Source organism: Propionivibrio dicarboxylicus (genome assembly GCF_900099695.1).
GTDB classification, from domain to species: Bacteria; Pseudomonadota; Gammaproteobacteria; order Burkholderiales; family Rhodocyclaceae; genus Propionivibrio; species Propionivibrio dicarboxylicus.
The window spans coordinates 79,320-97,750 of sequence record NZ_FNCY01000013.1; the positions used below are offsets into that span (position 1 = coordinate 79,320).

General features: G+C 61.0%; 13 protein-coding genes. 7 read left to right on the forward strand and 6 right to left on the reverse strand.

Translation table 11 applies throughout. The features are described from left to right. The first annotated feature begins 147 nt into the window (after positions 1–147). Both BLR25_RS14590 and BLR25_RS14595 read left to right on the forward strand, forming a co-directional pair. The gene (locus BLR25_RS14590; RefSeq protein WP_091938621.1) at positions 148–1,173 is read left to right on the forward strand and encodes a TolB family protein; all 1,026 of its coding nucleotides are present in this window, start codon (positions 148–150) and stop codon (positions 1,171–1,173) included. 24 nt (positions 1,174–1,197) lie between these two features. Then, positions 1,198–4,548, forward strand: a complete 3,351-nt coding sequence (locus tag BLR25_RS14595) for a calcium-binding protein (RefSeq protein WP_091938622.1) — start codon at positions 1,198–1,200, stop codon at positions 4,546–4,548. A 108-nt stretch (positions 4,549–4,656) separates the two neighbouring features. Here BLR25_RS14595 and BLR25_RS14600 read toward each other — a convergent pair whose 3' ends face one another. Both BLR25_RS14600 and BLR25_RS14605 read right to left on the reverse strand, forming a co-directional pair. After that, the gene (locus BLR25_RS14600; protein ID WP_218122759.1) at positions 4,657–6,036 is read right to left on the reverse strand and encodes an SLC13 family permease; all 1,380 of its coding nucleotides are present in this window, start codon (positions 6,034–6,036) and stop codon (positions 4,657–4,659) included. 55 nt (positions 6,037–6,091) lie between these two features. Beyond that, positions 6,092–6,871, reverse strand: coding sequence for a hypothetical protein (locus BLR25_RS14605; RefSeq protein ID WP_091938623.1), 780 nt, complete (start codon positions 6,869–6,871; stop codon positions 6,092–6,094). 359 nt (positions 6,872–7,230) lie between these two features. On the opposite strand from BLR25_RS14605, the gene BLR25_RS14610 reads away from it, so the two are divergent. Next, positions 7,231–8,544, forward strand: a complete 1,314-nt coding sequence (locus BLR25_RS14610) for a sensor histidine kinase (protein ID WP_245715572.1) — start codon at positions 7,231–7,233, stop codon at positions 8,542–8,544. Next, the gene (locus BLR25_RS14615; protein ID WP_091938625.1) at positions 8,541–9,575 is read left to right on the forward strand and encodes a response regulator; all 1,035 of its coding nucleotides are present in this window, start codon (positions 8,541–8,543) and stop codon (positions 9,573–9,575) included. The genes BLR25_RS14610 and BLR25_RS14615 overlap by 4 nt, the downstream gene beginning before the upstream one ends. An 88-nt stretch (positions 9,576–9,663) precedes the next feature. Here the strand turns inward: BLR25_RS14615 and cqsA are convergent, their stop codons facing one another. After that, on the reverse strand, positions 9,664–10,968 hold the full coding sequence (cqsA, locus tag BLR25_RS14620; protein ID WP_091938626.1) for an alpha-hydroxyketone-type quorum-sensing autoinducer synthase: 1,305 nt from the start codon (positions 10,966–10,968) through the stop codon (positions 9,664–9,666). A gap of 198 nt (positions 10,969–11,166) precedes the next feature. Further along, positions 11,167–11,391, reverse strand: a complete 225-nt coding sequence (locus BLR25_RS21325) for a hypothetical protein (protein ID WP_176785912.1) — start codon at positions 11,389–11,391, stop codon at positions 11,167–11,169. 284 nt (positions 11,392–11,675) lie between these two features. Between BLR25_RS21325 and BLR25_RS14630 the strand changes: the two genes are divergently transcribed. From BLR25_RS14630 to BLR25_RS14640, 3 genes are read left to right on the forward strand one after another with little or no spacing between them, the layout of a single operon-like run. Then, positions 11,676–13,544, forward strand: a complete 1,869-nt coding sequence (locus tag BLR25_RS14630; RefSeq protein ID WP_091938628.1) for a sigma 54-interacting transcriptional regulator — start codon at positions 11,676–11,678, stop codon at positions 13,542–13,544. A 39-nt stretch (positions 13,545–13,583) separates the two neighbouring features. Then, positions 13,584–14,942 (forward strand): amidase, encoded by a 1,359-nt coding sequence (locus tag BLR25_RS14635; protein WP_091938629.1) that lies wholly within the window; start codon positions 13,584–13,586, stop codon positions 14,940–14,942. Positions 14,943–14,947: 5 nt separating this feature from the next. Further along, entirely contained in the window at positions 14,948–15,283 is a 336-nt protein-coding gene (locus BLR25_RS14640; RefSeq protein WP_091938630.1) for an SMR family transporter, read from the forward strand. Between the two features lie 27 nt (positions 15,284–15,310). Here the strand turns inward: BLR25_RS14640 and BLR25_RS14645 are convergent, their stop codons facing one another. Further along, the gene (locus BLR25_RS14645) at positions 15,311–16,471 is read right to left on the reverse strand and encodes an iron-containing alcohol dehydrogenase (RefSeq protein WP_091938631.1); all 1,161 of its coding nucleotides are present in this window, start codon (positions 16,469–16,471) and stop codon (positions 15,311–15,313) included. A 99-nt stretch (positions 16,472–16,570) separates the two neighbouring features. Then, positions 16,571–18,292 carry a hybrid sensor histidine kinase/response regulator gene (locus tag BLR25_RS14650; protein ID WP_176785913.1) on the reverse strand — a complete coding sequence of 574 codons (1,722 nt, stop codon included), beginning with the start codon at positions 18,290–18,292 and terminating at the stop codon, positions 16,571–16,573. Positions 18,293–18,431: the final 139 nt, after the last annotated feature.

The following is an 18,431-nucleotide window of genomic DNA, read 5'->3' on the forward strand; positions in this document are numbered from 1 at the left end:
CGGACATGAGTGCGGGCTCCCATCACGATTCGCGCGATGGAATGGTCGAAGAGCCCCCCCAAGACGGAGCAATCCGCTAACGGGATCATTCTTCGTCAACTTGATGTTACCGCAGCGCATTGATCTTCAAGCGCAAAGGAGACTTGCATGGACTTCGTACATGGCAGCACGCTAACTCAGGTCAAAAGTATGGTGAGGCGTGCCGTCCCGATGGGGTGGATAACAATAGCTTTTCTTTCGCTGGCAACGGCACTCCCTGCATATACCGAAACGGTCTACCGCACTGGCTTGCAGGCCGAACGTGGTCATTTGGCCGTGTCGCCCGACGGCAAGCGACTCGCGTTTACAACCAATCGCCTCGCGCACGGGATGCGCCTGCTTGATACGGACAGCGGCTTGGTCACGCAGATTCCCACTCAGCCGGGACGCAATATCGGTTTTCCCAGTTGGGCGCCTGACGGACGGTCACTCGTCGCCATCTCAGCCGATACTCACACAGGATATTACAACCGCGATGACATGCGGATCGTTTTGCTCGACACCAAGACTTGGCAGGAACGAATTTTGGCAAACAGCGGGGGAGTGAAGTTCGATCCCGTTTTCTCGCCAGACGGCAAGACGATCTATTACTTCAAGGGCAAGAAACGCAAGCAGGGGAAAACCCCTGCAAGCAATTTTGACTTGTTTGCCGTGGACATTGAAAGCGGGCGCGAACAACGTCTCACTCACGAGGAGTATTACCTGATAAGCATGGGCGATGCTGATGGCAATAATGTTCTTTTCGAGGGCGAGGGAGGGGGGACTCTACCCGAAGAGAAAGGCCCACATGGCCTTATAGGGCATTGGCCGACATTGCTTAAATTCGATATAGGAACGAGCGCCTTGACGATGATCCGTGTAGACCATCGCAGCGAGCTGTTCAATTTTTCCAATCCAAAGCGAGACAAGGCGGGGAATCTCTATTTCATTGCCGCAAAGCTGCGGCCTGGGGGTGGGAATTACCTGTGGTATCTCGCCAACTCGGCACCAGACGGCAGCAACGCAAAAATCGTAACCGAACTGCCAATTTCGATGGAATTTTGCATCGCCCGCAACACAGGCGCCATCTTCGTTATGGATCGCGATGGCGCCGAAATCATTCTTCGCAAACTCAATGTTACAGCCGCACACTGATCCGTCACCGCAAAGGAGAAAACCATGGAATTCATCCCCGGTAGCACGTTAACGGAATTCGGCATCAAGGGTACCAACTATTGTGGCCCTGGCTACTCTGATGGAAAGTTTGGAGGAGATGTCGATAAAAATGGAACCGCGACAAACGCAGTTGACAATGTTTGCAAAATCCACGACGACGGCTACACGAATGCCGAAAAATCTGCAACTCCCGCCGCCGACCGTTTGGCCGCCGACTCGAAACTCCTGAACGATATCCGTGATCTTGTGCGCGGCGGCACCTTGTCGCAGTCCGAATCGGAAATCGCCGCGGCGATGTTGGCGGCATTCATGTACAAGCGCCGGTATTACGATGTGCCAACCTCTGTGGCCGAAGACGCGAAGGGCCTGCTCAAGGATATTCTCGACTCGCTCGGCATCAATGATAAGAATCCATTAGGGGTTGGCTTCAGCCCGTCATCGTTGCTCCGCTATCGCGACGTCGTGGGGGAAACCAATATCACCTACGGCCGTTCCCGCACCGCCATCCCCATCCCCCCGCGTCGCGACCCGCTGGTCCTCGACCTCGATAGCGATGGCATCGAGACCCTGGGCATCGACGCCGCTAATCCGATCCTCTTCGACCACGCCGACAACGGCGTGCGCATCGCCACCGGCTGGCTCAAGAGCGACGACGCCTTTCTCGTCGCCGACCGCGACCAGGACGGCACGATCGACTCGGGTGCTGAGCTCTTTAGTGATTCCACGCCGCTCGATGCCGGCGGGATCGCCGCCGACGGCTTTGCTGCACTCGCGCAGGAGGACTCCAACCATGACGGCGTCGTCGATGCGAACGATGCCGACTGGGCGAACCTCCGCCTCTGGCGCGATCTCAACCAGGATGGCATCGCGCAAGCCGATGAACTCTTTACGTTAGCGAACGAGCATATCAGCGCATTGCGCCTCGCCCGCAGCGCGCAGAACACGACGCAGGCAAACGGCAACCGCATCGCCGACACCGGCGTCTATGTGCGCGACGACGCGAGCATCGGCACGATGGGCGATATCGACCTCGTCACCAATCCCTTCGTCAGCCGCTTCACCGATCCCATCGTCCTGACCGACGCCGCCCGCGATCTCGCCGACATGCAGGGCGCCGGCATGGTCCGTTCCCTGCGCGAAGCCGCTTCGCTCTATGATGCGCTGGTCGCCGAAATCCAGTCGCTCGACGGCACGACGCGCATGGAGATGCTCGATCGCCTCGACACTCTGCTCGCCGATTGGGCCGGCACCTCGACGCAGCGGACCTCGACCGACGCCGCCGCGGCCAAAGGCTACCGCCTCGTCTATCTGCCGCCCGGCATGAGCATCGCCGATTACTGGGCGACCCGCAGGCTCGATGACAACACGATCGCAACCGCGCTGGTGGCCAATAACCCGAGCGAGTACGCCCGCCTGCAAACGCTGAAGACGCAACAGGAAACGCTCTCGGCCCGCATCGGCATCCTGGAACGCTTCAACGCCCAGGCCTTCGTCACGGTCGGCGACACCGGCGTAACAACCGGTCAAGGCACCGTCATTACAGCCCTGGCGGCGGCGCAGACGGGCGGCCCGGCCACGGATGAACGCGACGCCTTCGTAAGCCTCAACACGGCGCAGACGCCGCTGCTTGACCAGGCTTATACGGCGCTCAAGCAATCCGCCTACAACGCACTGGCGCCGCAGACCCGCCTCAAACCCTACTTCGATGGCATCGGACTGACGATCGACGAGAACGGCTTCCGGCTCGACTACTCGGAGATGGATGCGGTGCTGGATGCGGTCTATGCCGGGAACAAGGCAAAAGGGATAACAGATTGCCTGGATTTGAAACGCTATGCCGGCGATATCGACGAAAGCTACCTCGGCCTCATGGAAGGCAAGGTCACCGGGTGGATTGAACGCGCCGTCCGCAGCGGCGAAGTCGGCGCGATCAATGCAGCCCTTACACAAGCCTACTCGTCGCTAGGGATGACTGCGCTGACGGCGTATGGAGGAAGCAGCGGCAACGACTATATGACAATTGGCACGACGAGGAGCTTTGTCCTAGGGCTGGAGGGAAACGACACGATTGATGCCACCGTCGGCGGAGATACGATCGACGGCGGAGGTGGTGACGATCTGATCATGTACGGCACTGGCGGGCGCGACAACACCGTCTGCGGCGGCGATGGCGACGACTATATCCAACCGCACTATGCCAATAACTACTTCAACTACACCAATTACATTTCGGGAGGCAAAGGAGACGATTTCCTGATCGGCGACCAGTCAAACAACGTCTACTACTTCAATCTTGGCGACGGCAACGACACAGTTCTCTGCTTTGGCAAATCAGGCGAAATTGTTTTTGGTGAAGGCATAGCGCCGGGCGACGTCAGTATTTCCGCAAGTACGCGAGGTGCGATCATCCTCCGCATCACTGATCCGACAACACCATCATCGCGAGATACGATCACGATTGACGGCTGGTATTACGCACACATGCAGCACTTGAAGGTAAAGTTTGTCGATGGCACGATCTGGTCTCCAGACTATCTCACAACTTGTTCGCTGATCGGAACGTGCGGCAATGATCAACTGTTTCTGTGGTATGGCCAACACTTTGTCGATGGCGGCGATGGCGATGACCAAATCACTTCCAATAGCTGTGACGCCCTGATCTACGGCGGCAATGGCAACGATACGATCTACGGCGGCGACAGCACGGTCTTCGGCGGCGCAGGCGATGACACCATCGATAACACCGCCGGCGGCGTGGTGTACGGAGATGATGGCAACGACACCATCACCTTCAGTTCGCGCGCAAACAGCAGTATCGAAGGCGGCAATGGCAATGATCTGATCCAGATGGGTCACCGCTATTGGAGTACCGGGCAATTTTCCAACACGTTAAATGGTGGTGCCGGCAACGATCGCATCAAGTCCGGCGCCTCCGCCGATACCTATCTCTTCAATCGCGGCGATGGCAATGACATCATCAACGATTACGGCGCCAACGATTGCGACGCGCTTAGCTATTACGGTGCCAGCGATTACGGTGCCCCCGGCGCCGATCAGATCGTCTTCAGCCCCGATATCGCCCCCGAGCAACTCTGGTTCCGCCACGTCGGCAACAACCTTGAAATCGATGTCATCGGCACGGCGGACAGCGTCACGGTTGAGAATTGGTACGCCGGCAGCACCTATCACATCGAGCAATTCAAGACAGCCGACGGCAAGGTCCTGGTCGATACACAAGTGGATCTTCTCATCCAGGCGATGGCAAGTTTCAATCCACCGCCCGCCGGGCAGACGGTATTACCGCCGAACTATCAGGAGGCATTGATCCCCGTGCTGGCGGCGAACTGGAAGTAAGCAGGAACGCCCGTCCGCCTCAATCGTACAAGCATCGTGCCGTTCGATGACATCGTGCTGCGCCGGGCATCCCCGGCGCAGCACGGTCTCCGCGATCCGGAATCGCGCTCAGAACCCGAGCACCCCGAAGAAGAGGTAGCAGATGACGGCGCCGACCGCCGCCATCGAAAAGCCCCAGACAAGCAGCTGACGGAAGAGCTTGCCCTTGTCCTCCGACTCGGCGGCGCACGCGATGCAGACCGCCCCGAACAACGAGAGTGGCGAGGTATCGACCATGTGCGAACCGACACAGATCGACGAGATCATCGAAATGGCATCGCCGCCGCCGAGCTGCTGGATCAAGCCCGGCACCAGCGGCAGGAACATCGGCATGACGACGCCCGACGAGCTCGAATACGCCGAAATGATGCCGGTCACCAGGGCCAGGACGCCGCTGATGCTGCCCGGCGTGGACACCGTCGAGATGATATTGACGAGCGCATTGAGGCCGCCCGCCTTGTCCATCACGTCGATCAGGATGCCCATGCCGCCGACCATGACGATGACACTCCAGGGGATCGACTTGATCGCCGCCTTGCTGTCGCCGGCATTCAGCACCAGCAACACGGTGGCAAGCAGGAAGGCGATGGCGCCGACATTGGCCGACTTGCCATTGCCGATGACCTTCATCACCGTCGGCGTGAACAGGCTTTGCGTCACCGCCAGGCTCGGCAGGATCACCAGCAACACGAGCATGCCGATACAGCCGAGCGTCAGCCACTGATGCCGATTGAATGGCTCTGGCTTCGGCGCGATCTCGTCGATGCTGAGCGAGGCGTGACGCTGGCGCCGCACCCAGGCCCAACCGCCAAGCAGGAAGAAACCGCCGACGTTGCCGACGATCTGCGCCACCTCCGAGTTGAAATAGATCTTCCAGGCGAGCGAATCGAGGTTGCCGAGCTGCTGTCCGAGCAGATCGAGTTGCGGCGCCATCTTGTTGAGGAAGAAGGTCGAGATGACGCCGGTCGGCGCGATCGGCGAAAAAGCCGCGCCGTTGGCGGCGCCGACGACCAGCAGCGTCATGAGAAAAGCATTCATGCCGATGCGGCCGGCGATCGCCATCGCGACCGGCGCCATCAGCGTCACGGTGGCGATATTGCCCGGCCCGATGGTGGTGATGATCGTGATCAGCGCGAAGAGGATCACCGGGATCAACGTTGTGTTGCCGCCGGCTAGCCGGATGGCATTACTCGTCAACTTTTCCATCGTGCCGTTGGTGGTGGCAATGCCGAACAGGAAGGTGACGCCGGTCAGAATCATGAAGAGATCGATCGGCCAGGCCTGCATGACCTTGTTGGCGGGAAGCCCGGCGAAGACCGCGCCGACCAGCACGCCGAAAGCGATCGCGACAATGCCGACATTGAGGTCCTCATTGACCATCGAGATGCCGACCACCACGATCACGCCGATCAGCGAGGCCATGGCGGCCGATGACATTTCAAACATCATGATTCTCCGTTTCTATGGGTTAACTGCGATGTGATGAGCAATGACGCTGGCGTGGTCATGAAGACAGCGCCAGCGCCTCGCCGGAATAGCGGGGCACGTTGTCGTTGGCGACGCGGCGGCGCGGAAAGTCGCTTCGCGTCCTGGTGTCGAGAAAGGCGAGCAGTGCCTCGATCGACGCAAAGCCAAGCTCACGCTCAGCGTCCACGGCCTCGGCAAGCACGACGACATAGGCGAAGCGGTCGCTCGCCCGCTTGCCGGCGAACACCCGCGCCCCCTGATCGGGGAAAGCGGCCTGCGCCATCGCGCTTGCACGCGCGAGCGCCTCGCGGCGTTCTGCCTCTCTGGCCTGGCCGACGGCGCGCTCGTCGAGAAAACGGGAGAGCGCATCGAGCGAGTCAAAGCGCACCGGCGTCGGATGCAGCGAGGCGCGCCGGGCGACCATGATGTCGCGGATCCGGCGCTCGTAGGAGCGTGTGCGGAAACCATGCACCGGCGCCTGTGCCTCGTTGTGGCGAATGCAGAATCCGTCATCGCTGCGCCGTACCGTCACCGTGCCATCGGCATAAACTTCGCGTGCCTTCTGGGTCAGTCGATCGAGTTGCGAGAGCTTCAGGTCTCTGGCGATCAGGCCGCGGAAGTGCTTTTCCAGCGCGGCCTGATCGGGGAAGCGCTGCCGCTCGATACCGCGGCGGGAGAAAAACGGAATGCCGTGAAACCGGAACGCGCATTCGAAGACCTCGAAGCCCCTGTGCGTCTCGGCGACCGCCGCATTCGGATGGTTGTAGGCGAACTGGGCGCGCTCGTTGAGAACGTACATCGTGAGATTGGCTGCCATGACATATTCCTTTCCATCGAATTAAGAGACCGAACGCCTCAGCGTCCCGCCCTCGTCTGTCAGCACAGCCCGTGCCAGGATAAAAATCGTTTATTATCAGACACATAAAAATGCAGCCAGGCCACGGACGACGATGCGTCGTGCATTACGTTGCATTACGTTGCGATTCGTTGTTTTTTGTCTTGAACAAGATTCCGGCTGCGCGTCAATTGCGCGCTATCGGAGGATTCTGGCGATACGTACGGCAACCGGTATGGCCGAGGAGCAACGTCTCGCCAATCGCGTTTCCATTTGGCAACGACAGGGGTGTATCGTCACAATAGCCCTACGCCCCGACAAAAAGACCTGGCGATCGAACGATGAACACACCGTATCAGGGAATCAAGGATCACCTGTCGAATGCCATGACCCAGGCCAATCGCAACGTCGAATATTTTGACCGACGTCGCGTCGCACTCGGCTCCATTGGCTTCGTCGCATTTCCGCTGTACTACTGGATCTGGTCGTACCTTTTCCCACAGCCATACGAAAATCTGTGGTTACGCCTCATCGGCTCGCTGCTTTTCCTGCCGCTCGTCTTCTCCAAACACTGGCCGTCCGCGTGGAGGCGCCACCTGCCCGCACTCTGGTATTTCACGCTGCTGTATTGTCTGCCGTTCTTCTTTACTTTCATGCTGCTGAAGAACGACAGCAGCGAGGTCTGGATCGCCTCCGTCCTGGTCGCGCTATTTGCCATGGCGCTGCTGCTGGACTGGCTGTCATTGATCGTGCATTTCGTACTCGGAACACTACTGGCCTGGATGCTGTACGCGGCGACGACTGAAGCCGCCCGGATCTCGCTCGTCAGCATCATCTACTTGCCGATCTTCGCTTTCGCCATCGCGCTTGGCGCTGCCGCGAATTATGCATCTCTCATGGTTCGCGTCGAACAGGAGCGTGCCATGATCGCCACCGCCAGCAGCATCGCTCACGAATTGCGTACGCCATTGCTCAACATCGCGACAACCGCGACCGGCCTCGGCGAATACTTGCCCGACCTGCTAAAAGCCTATGAACTCGCCAAGTCCGCACACCTGGAGGTGCCACCGATCCGGAGCATTCACATCGAATCCATGAAAAACGCCTTGAAGCGCGTGGAAGTCGAGGCCATGCATTCGAACACGATCATCGACATGCTGCTCATGAGCGCCCGGCAGACGCAGCGCAACGGCATCGTTCTTGCCGAGTGTTCGATACGCTGCAGCGTTGAAACGGCGCTCGAACGCTATCCGCTTTCGCCCGCGGAGCGCGCGCTGATCACGATCGACCCACGGCATGATTTCCAGTTCACCGGCAATAAATTACTCATGGTTCATGTGATATTTAACCTCGTAAAGAATGCATTAAGGCATATTGCCAAAGCCGGAAAGGGTGATATAAGGATTTCATTCCGCGCTGGCGATTCAGGCAACGCCTTGCTGTTCAGGGACACGGGGCTGGGAATCCGACCGGAACATGTTTCGCACATTTTCAGCCGCTTCTATACCTCAACCGAAGATAACGACAATATTCTCGGCGCCGGGATCGGTCTTGCGTTCTGCCACGATGTCATGACCTTGTTCGGAGGATCGATTACCTGCCGCTCCGTTTTCAGTGAATTCACCGAATTCGAATTGAATTTTCCCGCGATATGACACCCTACGCGATTCCGCCGTTCTATTTTCCAACGACAGTTGCCTTTATCGACGACAGCCCGTCCTTCCTCGAAAGCATTGCGCTGGGGCTCGACTCGCGCCTTGCCTACCGGAAATTCGACTCACCCTTCTCGGCGCTCGTTGCTCTGAACGGCGCCACCCCGGCACTGGCAATCGGCGAGGATCTGCTATCGATTTACCAACACCGCGGGGAATGCAGCCAGGCCCACCATGTCATTGACATCAACCTCGACAAGATCCATCGGGTGGTCCATAACGAGCAACGCTTCGAACAGATATCGGTCGTCGTCATCGATTACGACATGCCGGAAATCAACGGGCTCGAGCTATGCAGAGGCATCAGGAACCCGGCGGTCAAGAAAATACTGCTGACCGGAAAGGCCGATGAACAGGTCGGTATACAGGCATTCAACGAAGGCATCATCGACCGCTTCATCAAGAAGCAGTACCCGGATGCGATTGCGCGCCTGAACACCGCGATTGCCGACCTGCAGATGGAATACCTGCGGCAACTGCAAGACGCCCTGATGCACATGCTTGCGGTCGGATCGCATGTCTTCCTCTTCGACCGGATGTTTGCGGCGCGCTTCCAGGAAATCTGCAAGGAACTGAACATCGTCGAGCACTATCTGTCCTGCACCCCCGACGGGCTTCTGCTGCTCGACACCACCGGATCGGCTCATCTGCTGATCGTGCAGACCGAGGCGATGATGCGCAGCCACTTTGAAATCGCCGACGAACTGGGCGCTCCGAAAGAATTGTTGCAGCAGCTAAGCAGTCGGCATCACATCCCCTATTTCTGGAAGACATCGGGCGACTACTCCCCCGCCTATGACGACTGGAAATCGTGCCTGTATCCGGCGCATGAATTCACCGGGCAGAACGGTGACAACTACCTGTATACGGTGATCAACTCTCCCTCGGCATTCAACCTGAAATACATCCACAGCTACGGGGACTACCTGGATCAGCTCGATGCGGAGGCACGGCAAGGAATTCTTGGGCGTTAGGAGAATCCTTTACCTGTATTTTTATGTTTTGCTGCAACACGCCCGGGCCTCTGTTTTTGATCTCTGGCCTGCATCGTGTCATTCCCTCTTATGCCACGACTTTAGCCTTGGCCGGCGATTCTGCGGGAAGTGCGCCGCTTCCATCGTGGAGGCGGACGCCGCGGCTCAAGCGCCGCGTCGACGGCCAATTCGCAACGCCGATTTCGTCGCGAATCTCCCAACAAACACGAACGATCCGGTCGATGTCGGCGTCGGAAAGCCCGGCATTGACCGAGAACCGGATCAATGAACGGTTCTTTGGCGTCGCCGGCGCAATGAAGGGCGCGCCGAAGATTCCCCTGGATTCGAGTGCATCCCGGAGCGCCAAGGTATTTTCTTCCGGACCGGCCTCCAGCGAGACGATCTGAGACGCACTGTCATTCAGGTTATACCCGATCGATTGAAGCGACTCACGCAGACGCACCGCGTTGTCATGCAGACGCTGCCGTCGCCAAGCTTCCTGCCGGATGACGAACAAGGTCGCATCGATGCCGGCCACATCGTGCGGCAGCAGTGTCGAGCTGAAAATGGCCGGAAAGGACTCGAACTTGAAGTATTCCTGGAAGGCCTCCGAACAGGTGACAAATCCGGCCCGCCCGGCAAATGCCTTGGCGAGACTCGCCGTCCGGAAGTGCACCTTGTCGGTCAGATCCATGGCGACGACGAGGCCTTCCCCGTTCGGACCGTGCGTCCCGAGCGAATGGGATTCATCGACGACGAACACACAGCCGTTGAGCTCGCAAATGGCTGCGATTTCCCGTAACGGAGAAATGCTGCCACTGGTGCTGAACACCGAGTCGACGACAACGATGCCGGGGCCGTTTCGCAACACCTGCCGTTCAAGATTTTCAACGTCGTTGTGGTGGAATGGAACGGCTTTTGCACCGGCCGAACGAATCCCCTCCCAAAGGGACATATGCGCCATCATGTCCGCATAGACGACAGACTGCTCACCGGCAATGCTCTGGATCAATCCGGTGTTGGCCGCATAGCCCGACTGGCAAAGCACCCCGGCCTCGGCATGCATGAAACGGGCGAGCCGGTCTTCGAGGGCGAGTTGGGGATTCTCGCCATGAAGGAACACGCCGGACATCAGCATGCCGTTCCCTTCGTGCTGCATGCTGGCGACCATCGCCTTGAGGATCCTCGGATGACGGGCAATCGACAAGTAATCGTTGCTGGTCAGCACCAGATCGGCAGCAGCGGGCGCTTTACCGTGCATGATATTGCGCCCCTGCCAAGTGTCGCGAACGCGCTGGCGATAGTATTTCTCGACACGCAAGTCAATATCGGCCGGCAGGCGCGGCGCTTTCGATTTCTGAACGGAATGTATCAAAGTGACAGAGTTGTCCATGATTTGGCATCCTTTTGATTGTTAATAAACAAACAGGTGTTGCCAGACCATTGTGGGCCATTTCGACCTAGTAATAGTGTCGACCTTTCGCGTCTTTCTGATCCTCCCGATATATCAATGCAGGCGATCGAATTCGTCGCCTCTTCGACCGCGTGGCGTCAAAAATACCTGCACCAACGCCCAGAGCGCCGGCAGCGACTAGGGGGTGTCCTTCCGCGTCATTTGCAAGGCCCAGACATTCAAGGCCTCCTCCACATCGGACGTTCGCACCGACTTGTAATTGAGGATTTCCCGCGCCCGTGTCATCGCCGCCTCGTGTTTGCGATGGAACAAATCACCCGCATCCGGAGATTCCGGCGTAGTCGATGGAAAGAACCCATCCGTCCAGTCTTCAAGAACCCTGCTATTCATCGTCGCACCCATCCTGTCGCACATTCACAAAACGCCGGCCCCATACCGGGCGACCGACCCTACAAACTCGCATGGCGGCACTTCAATACCGTGGCGCCCCACGCACCACGCCGACACAACCATGCGAACGACATCTAGCACATTGCATACCAATTTTTTTAGCCCGATAAATCAATTGCTTAAAATGCATCCAGCGACAAGAGAAAACGATTGACGTGGCAGCACGAGGTTTTTCGCTGCAAACCGTTGCATAATGATGCCCACAACACCCCATCATCATTGACGCCCCTTCTCTCATGTCCCAAATCACCTTCCTCGCGCTCGATGAGCGCATGCTGGAACTGGCGCAAAGAACGCTGAAGGACGACTGTGCAGACATCCGCTTCGAAACCGGACTGTCGGGCGAGGGCGTCGCGCGCGTCCGGGCGTTGCAGGAACAAGGCACCGAGATCGTCATCACGCGCGGCATCACTGCCGCCGCGATTCATGCCGAAGGAATCGACGTGGTGATCGTCGAGATCGCCGTCACCGCCTTCGACGTCATCCGTTCGATCGAGCGGGCGCGGCACCATGGCAAGCAGATCGCCGTCGTCGTCTTTCCCTCGATGGCCAAGGGGCTGGACAGCCTCGCCTCGGCGATGGGCATCGATCTGCGCATCCACATCCTCGCGTCCGAACAGGACGCCGATGCCACCGTCGCTGCCGCCATTGGCGCCGGCGCCAATGCGATCGTCGGCGGCTATATCGCCGAGATCGCCGCCAGAAAGCAGGGCTGCCCGTTCGAGCTGATCGAGAACGGCCAGGAAGGCATCCTCCAGGCCGTCGCCGAGGCGCGGCTGATCGCCGACGGCCAGAACCTCGAAAAGGCGAAAGCGGCCATTTTTCGGGCGGTGCTCGACTACTCCTACGACGGCATCATCTCGGCCGACCGCAACGGCAAGATCTTCTTCTTCAACCGCTCGGCCGAGCGCATTGCCGGACGCAAAGGGCAGGAGTTGATCGGCAAGGCGGTCGGCGACGCCTGGCCCGGACTCGGCGTTGCCGATGTCATCGCCTCGCGGCAGGAGGAACTTGGCCAGATCATCCCGATCAACGGCACCGATGTGCTCTGCAACAAGGTACCGATCATCATCCGCGACGAATGCGTCGGCGTCGTCGTCACCTTCCAGGACATCGCGCAGATCCAGAAAACCGAAGCGCATGTGCGGCGCCGGATCTTCGCCAGCGGACACGTCGCCCACTTCAGCTTTGCCGACATCGTCACCGAATCCGACGCGCTGAAGCAGACGATCGAGACTGCCAAGGACTACGCGCTCTCCGCCTCGTCGATCCTGATCACCGGCGAAACCGGCTGCGGCAAGGAACTGTTCGCCCAGAGCTGCCACAACTACAGTCACTGCCACGACGGTCCCTTCGTCGCCATCAACTGCGCCGCGCTGCCGACCCAGATCCTCGAGAGCGAACTGTTCGGCTATGTCGCCGGCGCCTTCACCGGCGCCAACCCGAAGGGCAAACCCGGCGTCTTCGAAATGGCGCACGGCGGCACGATCTTCCTCGACGAAATCGGCGAAATCGATCTCGGCATTCAGGGCAAGTTGCTGCGCGTGCTTGAAGAAAAACGCGTCATGCGCCTCGGCAGCGACCGGCTGATCCCGGTCAGCGTGCGCGTCATCGCCGCGACCAACAAGAACCTCAAGCAACTCGTCGAGCAAGGCGGCTTTCGCTCCGACCTCTACTACCGGCTCAACGTACTCCAGTTGCGCCTGCCGCCGCTGCGCGCACGCAAGGAAGACATCGGGCCGCTGGCCAAACGCTTCCTGCGCGAGGAGAACGGCCTCGGCCGCCGCCAGACGCTCTCCGCACCGGCGCTCAAGGCCCTGCAGACCCACGACTGGCCGGGCAACGTCCGCGAACTGCGCAACATCGTGCAACGCCTGCTCGTCACATCCAAACAGCATACAATCGACGCCGCCACCGTGCATCGCGTCCTGATCGACGAAGACGACAGCCCTCGCGCCCACGCCGAAAGCCCCGCCTACGACGAGGCGCCGGAGATCCGCAAGGCGCTCGCCCAGGCCCGCGGCAAGCGCGCCGAAGCCGCCCGCCTGCTCGGCATCGACCGCTCGACGCTGTGGCGCAAGATCAAACAATATGGAATCACCTAGCGCCCGACCGGCGCAGCCATCATGCCCCAGGACCCTGCCATGACCAAACCCGGAACACTGTCGCACCATGCCGACGCGCTACGCGCCGGAACAACCACGGCCGTCGCACAACTCGACGCCGCCCTCGCCCGCATCGCCGCCCCCGATGGCGAGGGCGCGCGCGTATTCACCCGCGTCTACGAGGGACCTGCCCGCGCCGCCGCAGCCGCCGCCGACGGCCTGCGGTGCGCCGGATTGGCGCGATCGCCGATCGACGGGCTGACTGTCTCGATCAAGGATCTCTTCGACGTGCGCGGCGAGACGACACTCGCCGGTTCGATCGTCCTCGCCGATGCGCCGCCCGCCATCGCACATGCCGAGATCGTGAACCGCCTGATCGCCGCCGGCGCCGTCATCGTCGGCAAGACCAACATGACCGAATTCGCCTACTCGGGACTCGGCCTCAACCCGCACTACGGCACGCCGAAAAATGTCTGGGACCGCGCTACCGGCAGGATTCCCGGCGGCTCGTCCTCGGGTGCCGCGATTTCCGTCGCCGATGCCATGAGCATGGCAGCGATCGGTACCGACACCGGCGGCTCGGTGCGCATCCCGGCGGCGCTGAACGGCCTCACCGGCTTCAAGCCGACCGCCCGTCGGGTGCCGACGACCGGGACGCTGCCGCTGTCGACGCATCTCGATTCGATCGGCCCGATCGCGCCGTCGGTCGCCTGTTGCGCGACGCTCGACGCCATCCTCGCCGGCGAAACGCCGTGCGCACTGCCGTCCTTGCCGCTGCGCGGCCTGCGCCTGGCGCTGCCGACCACCGTCGTGCTCGACGAGCTCGACGCCCAGGTAGCGGCGAGCTTCCAGCGCGCCGTCGCCAGACTGTCGGCCGCTGGCGCGCTGATCGACGAAATTCCCGTACCGGCCTTCGCACAACTCGCCGAGATCAACGCCAAGGGCGGATTCACGGCAGCCGATGCCTGGGCCTGGCACCGCCATCTTATCGCCGCGCACACCGACCGATATGACCCGCGCGTCGCCTCGCGCATGCGCCGCGGCGAAGCGATGAGCGCCGCCGACTTCATCGAGCTGATGCAGGCGCGGACGCGCTGGATCGACTCCGTCGGCGCAATGCTCATGCCCTACGACGCGCTGATCCTGCCGACCGTGCCGATCGTCGCGCCGGGCATCGCCGAACTCGCCGCGTCCGACGACGCGTATTTCAAGGCCAACGGGCTGATGCTGCGCAATCCGAGCGTCATCAACTTCCTCGACGGCTGCGCGCTGACGATCCCCTGCCAGCGCGAGGGCGAGGCGCCGGTCGGTCTGATGCTGGCCGGCACCGCGCTGAGCGACCGCAGGATCCTCGCCATCGGCCAGGCCTGCGAAGCGGCGCTGGCGACCCGGGGATAGTCTTCATGACGCCCGCCCATCTCTACCTCGCCGTCGCCATCGTCGCCGAAACCATCGCCACCACCGCGCTCAAGAGCGCCGAATCCTTCACCCGACTCTGGCCGAGCGTCATCACCGTCGCCGGCTACGCGATCTCGTTCTACTGCCTGTCGCTGACGCTGAAGGTGTTGCCGGTCGGCATCGTCTATGCTGTCTGGTCGGGCATCGGCATCGTGCTGATCTCGATTCTGGGCTGGCTCGTGCACAAGCAGACGCTCGACCTGCCGGCGCTCATCGGCATCGCCTTCATCCTCGCCGGCGTCGTCATCATCAACGGCTTCTCCCGCAGCATCCCGCACTGAGCCGCCGGAGCCAGCCCCCGGACCGCCTCAGGCGGGCCAGCAGATGCGCCGGATCATGCGCGCCGTCATCGCCGCATCGATGCCGGCATGACCGCCGAAAGCATCGAGTCCGTGCGCCCGCAAGGCGGCCAGGATCGTCGCCGCGGCTTCGCCGTCGGTCACGCCGGCATCATCCAGACTGAGCGGCATGCCAAGGCGGCGATACATCGTCTCGATCGCGTCGATGACGTCCTCGGCGCACGGATCGACGAGGTCGAAGACGCGCCGCCCGAGTTGCTCGAGCTTGGCGCGCTTGGCCTCGATCGTCTCGCGCAGCAGTCTCGGCTGAAGGATCGACAGCGTCCGACCGTGATCGATGCCGTACAGCGCGGTCAACTCGACGGCGATACGATGCGTCGCCCAGTCCTGCGGCACGCCGACGCCGAGAATGCCGCAGAGCGCCTGGTTGGCCGCCCACATCAGGTTCTGCAGCCAACCGAGGCTGCGGCGCTCGTCATAGCGTTCGGCCAGCAAGCGCAGCGCGCGCATCACGGCCTCGGCGTGACCGTCCTGTACCAGGGCATCGACCGGATAGGTCAGGTACTGCTCGCACGCATGCACGAAAGCATCGACGAGGCCGTTGGCGAGTTGACGGTCAGGCAGCGACACCAGGTACTGCGGCTTGAGAACGGCAAAGCGCGGCCGAATCGCTTCGGCGAAAAAAGCCTTTTTCTGCTGCCGCGCCAGGCTGGTGACGACGGCACCGCCGTTCGACTCCGAACCGGTCGCCGCCAGGGTGATGACCGCACCGACGGGCAGCGCCTCGGTCACCGGCTGCCGGCCCGAAACGATGTCCCAGCCGTCGCCGGCATACCCGGCCGCACAGGCGACATACTTGGCGCCATCGACGACCGAACCGCCACCGACCGCCAGGATGAAATCGAGCTGTTCTTGCCGCACCAGCGCGACCGCACGATCGAGTGTTTCGAGCGATGGATTCGGCTCGACACCCGCGAATTCGACCAGCGCATGGCCGCTCAGCGCCGCCATTACTTCGTCATAGGCGCCGTTGCGCCGGATCGACCCGGAACCATACATCAGCAGGACACGGGCTTGTTTTGGGACGAGCACCGCCAGCGCGGACATGGCCTCCGGTCCGAACAGCAGACGGGTGGGATTGAAATAATTGAATTGGAACTGATGCGTCATGGAGCCGCCGGCAACGTCAAAAACCGGCCATGATACCCGAGCCCGGATGCGGCGCGGCAATCGCCGCCGCCCGCAAGACCGAAATCCAGCCTCCGTCCTTTAGCCCGGCGGGGCGAGCGCCAGCGCTTTGGCGTCCTCGATTTCGATGGCGGCAAGCAGCGCGGCCAGATCGATCGGTTTGAACAGCACCTGCCAGGACGTCGCGCGCACCATCTCGATCCGCTTGACCGCCGTATCGCCAGTCATGATCACCGCCTTGACCGGTTGGCCGACCAGACGCTGGACGATATCGAGCAGTTCGATGCCGTTCATGTCCGGCAAGCGCAGATCGACAATGAAGAAATCTGCCGACAACAGGGCCGGATCGGCGAGCGCCGCCTCGGCCGACGCATAACGCGTCACCGTCATGCCGCACGACTCGAGCGCCAGCGTTGCCGCCATGGCGACCATCGTATCGTCTTCGACCACGGCAATATGCCGGCTCGCCGGCCGATGCAAGGGCCCCGCCGGCACATGCTCGACGCGACGCGGCGCCTTGCGTTCACGCGCATCGGCGAGCGGCAGCAGGAACTCGAAAACGCTGCCCTGACCCAAGCGCGAACGGCAGACGATCGAGGTATTCAGAAGTGCCGCGATACGCCGGGCGATGGCCAGTCCAAGCCCCAGCCCCTTGGTACGATCGCGCTCCGGATTGCCGACCTGGAAATATTCGTCGAAGATGCTATCGAGATGTTCGGGCGCGATACCGCAACCGGTATCCCATACCTGCACCAAGGCATGCCGGCCGCGTCGCCGCACCGACACGAGAATGCCGCCGGAATCGGTGTACTTGATGGCGTTACCGATCAGGTTGCCCATCAGGCTCATCAGCAGCTTGCCGTCGCTGCGCACCGCCATCTCGCCGAACGGGAAACACAAATTGAAACGCAAGGACTTGCCGACAGCGATCGCCGAAAATTCGGCATCGATCTTGCTGACCAGGGAATAGACCTGAATCGTCTCGCTGTCGGGCCGAACCATCCCGGAATCGAGCTTCGAGATATCGAGCAGCGCGTTGAGCAAACCGCCGATCTCGTGCGCCGACGCGTTGATGTAATGACAAATGCGCTTCTGCTCGGCGTCGAGCGCGGTCCGACCGAGCGAATCGACGAGCAGACGGATCGCCTGCATCGGTTGCCGCAGGTCGTGACTGGCCGAAGCGAGGAAGCGCGACTTGTCGCGACTCGCCTTTTCGGCCTGCTTCAGCGCCTCCACCAAACGAGCTTCCGCCTCCTTGCGGGCGGAAATGTCGATATGCGTGCCGGACATCATCAGCGGCGTGCCATCGGCATCACGACTGACGATGCGCCCCTGCGTCAACACGTATTTCCAGCCGCCCGACTTGGTCCGGACCCGCAGCTCGAGCGTATGGCTCGGCGCCCGCCCGTCGAGATGGCGCCGGATCGACTCTTCAGCCCGCACAAGATCGTCGGGATGCACATACTCGACCCATTTTTCAGGCGAGTAGTCGCGCTCACCCGGTTCGAATCCAAACATCGTCTCGAAACGATCGCTGACGACAAAGCGCTGATTGGCGATATCCCAGTCCCAAAAGCCTTCGTCGGCGCCTTCAAGCACGCGCTGGAGCCGGCGCTCGGCGCGCCGCAGAACCGCCAGTTCGCTCAGGAGGACGGTGTTTTCGCCTTCGAGATCGGCGATGCGCCGTTCAAGTTCCGCCACCCGGATCGCCTCCGGACTTGCACCGGCGATGCCAACGACATCACTCCCGGCACGCGCATCGGCACGAGCCTCGCAGCAGGACTCCTGATCTCGGTCGAACATGGTGTAAGGCTGGCTGGCGGAATCGGGGAGTGCGTCGGAAATTGACAAGAAAGGAGCGTGGCATAAACGCCGGGAGCGCGTCATTGTGGCACACAAAGGCGACGCTTCGCCAGACGGATCGCCGGCCACGAAAGCAAGC

Coding starts and splice junctions, on each gene's coding strand:
- BLR25_RS14590 (WP_091938621.1), top strand. CDS start 148: ATGGACTTCGTACATGGCAGCACGCTAACTCAGGTCAAAAGTATGGTG.
- BLR25_RS14595 (WP_091938622.1), top strand. CDS start 1,198: ATGGAATTCATCCCCGGTAGCACGTTAACGGAATTCGGCATCAAGGGT.
- BLR25_RS14600 (WP_218122759.1), bottom strand. CDS start 6,036: ATGATGTTTGAAATGTCATCGGCCGCCATGGCCTCGCTGATCGGCGTG.
- BLR25_RS14605 (WP_091938623.1), bottom strand. CDS start 6,871: ATGGCAGCCAATCTCACGATGTACGTTCTCAACGAGCGCGCCCAGTTC.
- BLR25_RS14610 (WP_245715572.1), top strand. CDS start 7,231: ATGAACACACCGTATCAGGGAATCAAGGATCACCTGTCGAATGCCATG.
- BLR25_RS14615 (WP_091938625.1), top strand. CDS start 8,541: ATGACACCCTACGCGATTCCGCCGTTCTATTTTCCAACGACAGTTGCC.
- cqsA (WP_091938626.1), bottom strand. CDS start 10,968: ATGGACAACTCTGTCACTTTGATACATTCCGTTCAGAAATCGAAAGCG.
- BLR25_RS21325 (WP_176785912.1), bottom strand. CDS start 11,391: ATGGGTGCGACGATGAATAGCAGGGTTCTTGAAGACTGGACGGATGGG.
- BLR25_RS14630 (WP_091938628.1), top strand. CDS start 11,676: ATGTCCCAAATCACCTTCCTCGCGCTCGATGAGCGCATGCTGGAACTG.
- BLR25_RS14635 (WP_091938629.1), top strand. CDS start 13,584: ATGACCAAACCCGGAACACTGTCGCACCATGCCGACGCGCTACGCGCC.
- BLR25_RS14640 (WP_091938630.1), top strand. CDS start 14,948: ATGACGCCCGCCCATCTCTACCTCGCCGTCGCCATCGTCGCCGAAACC.
- BLR25_RS14645 (WP_091938631.1), bottom strand. CDS start 16,471: ATGACGCATCAGTTCCAATTCAATTATTTCAATCCCACCCGTCTGCTG.
- BLR25_RS14650 (WP_176785913.1), bottom strand. CDS start 18,292: ATGTTCGACCGAGATCAGGAGTCCTGCTGCGAGGCTCGTGCCGATGCG.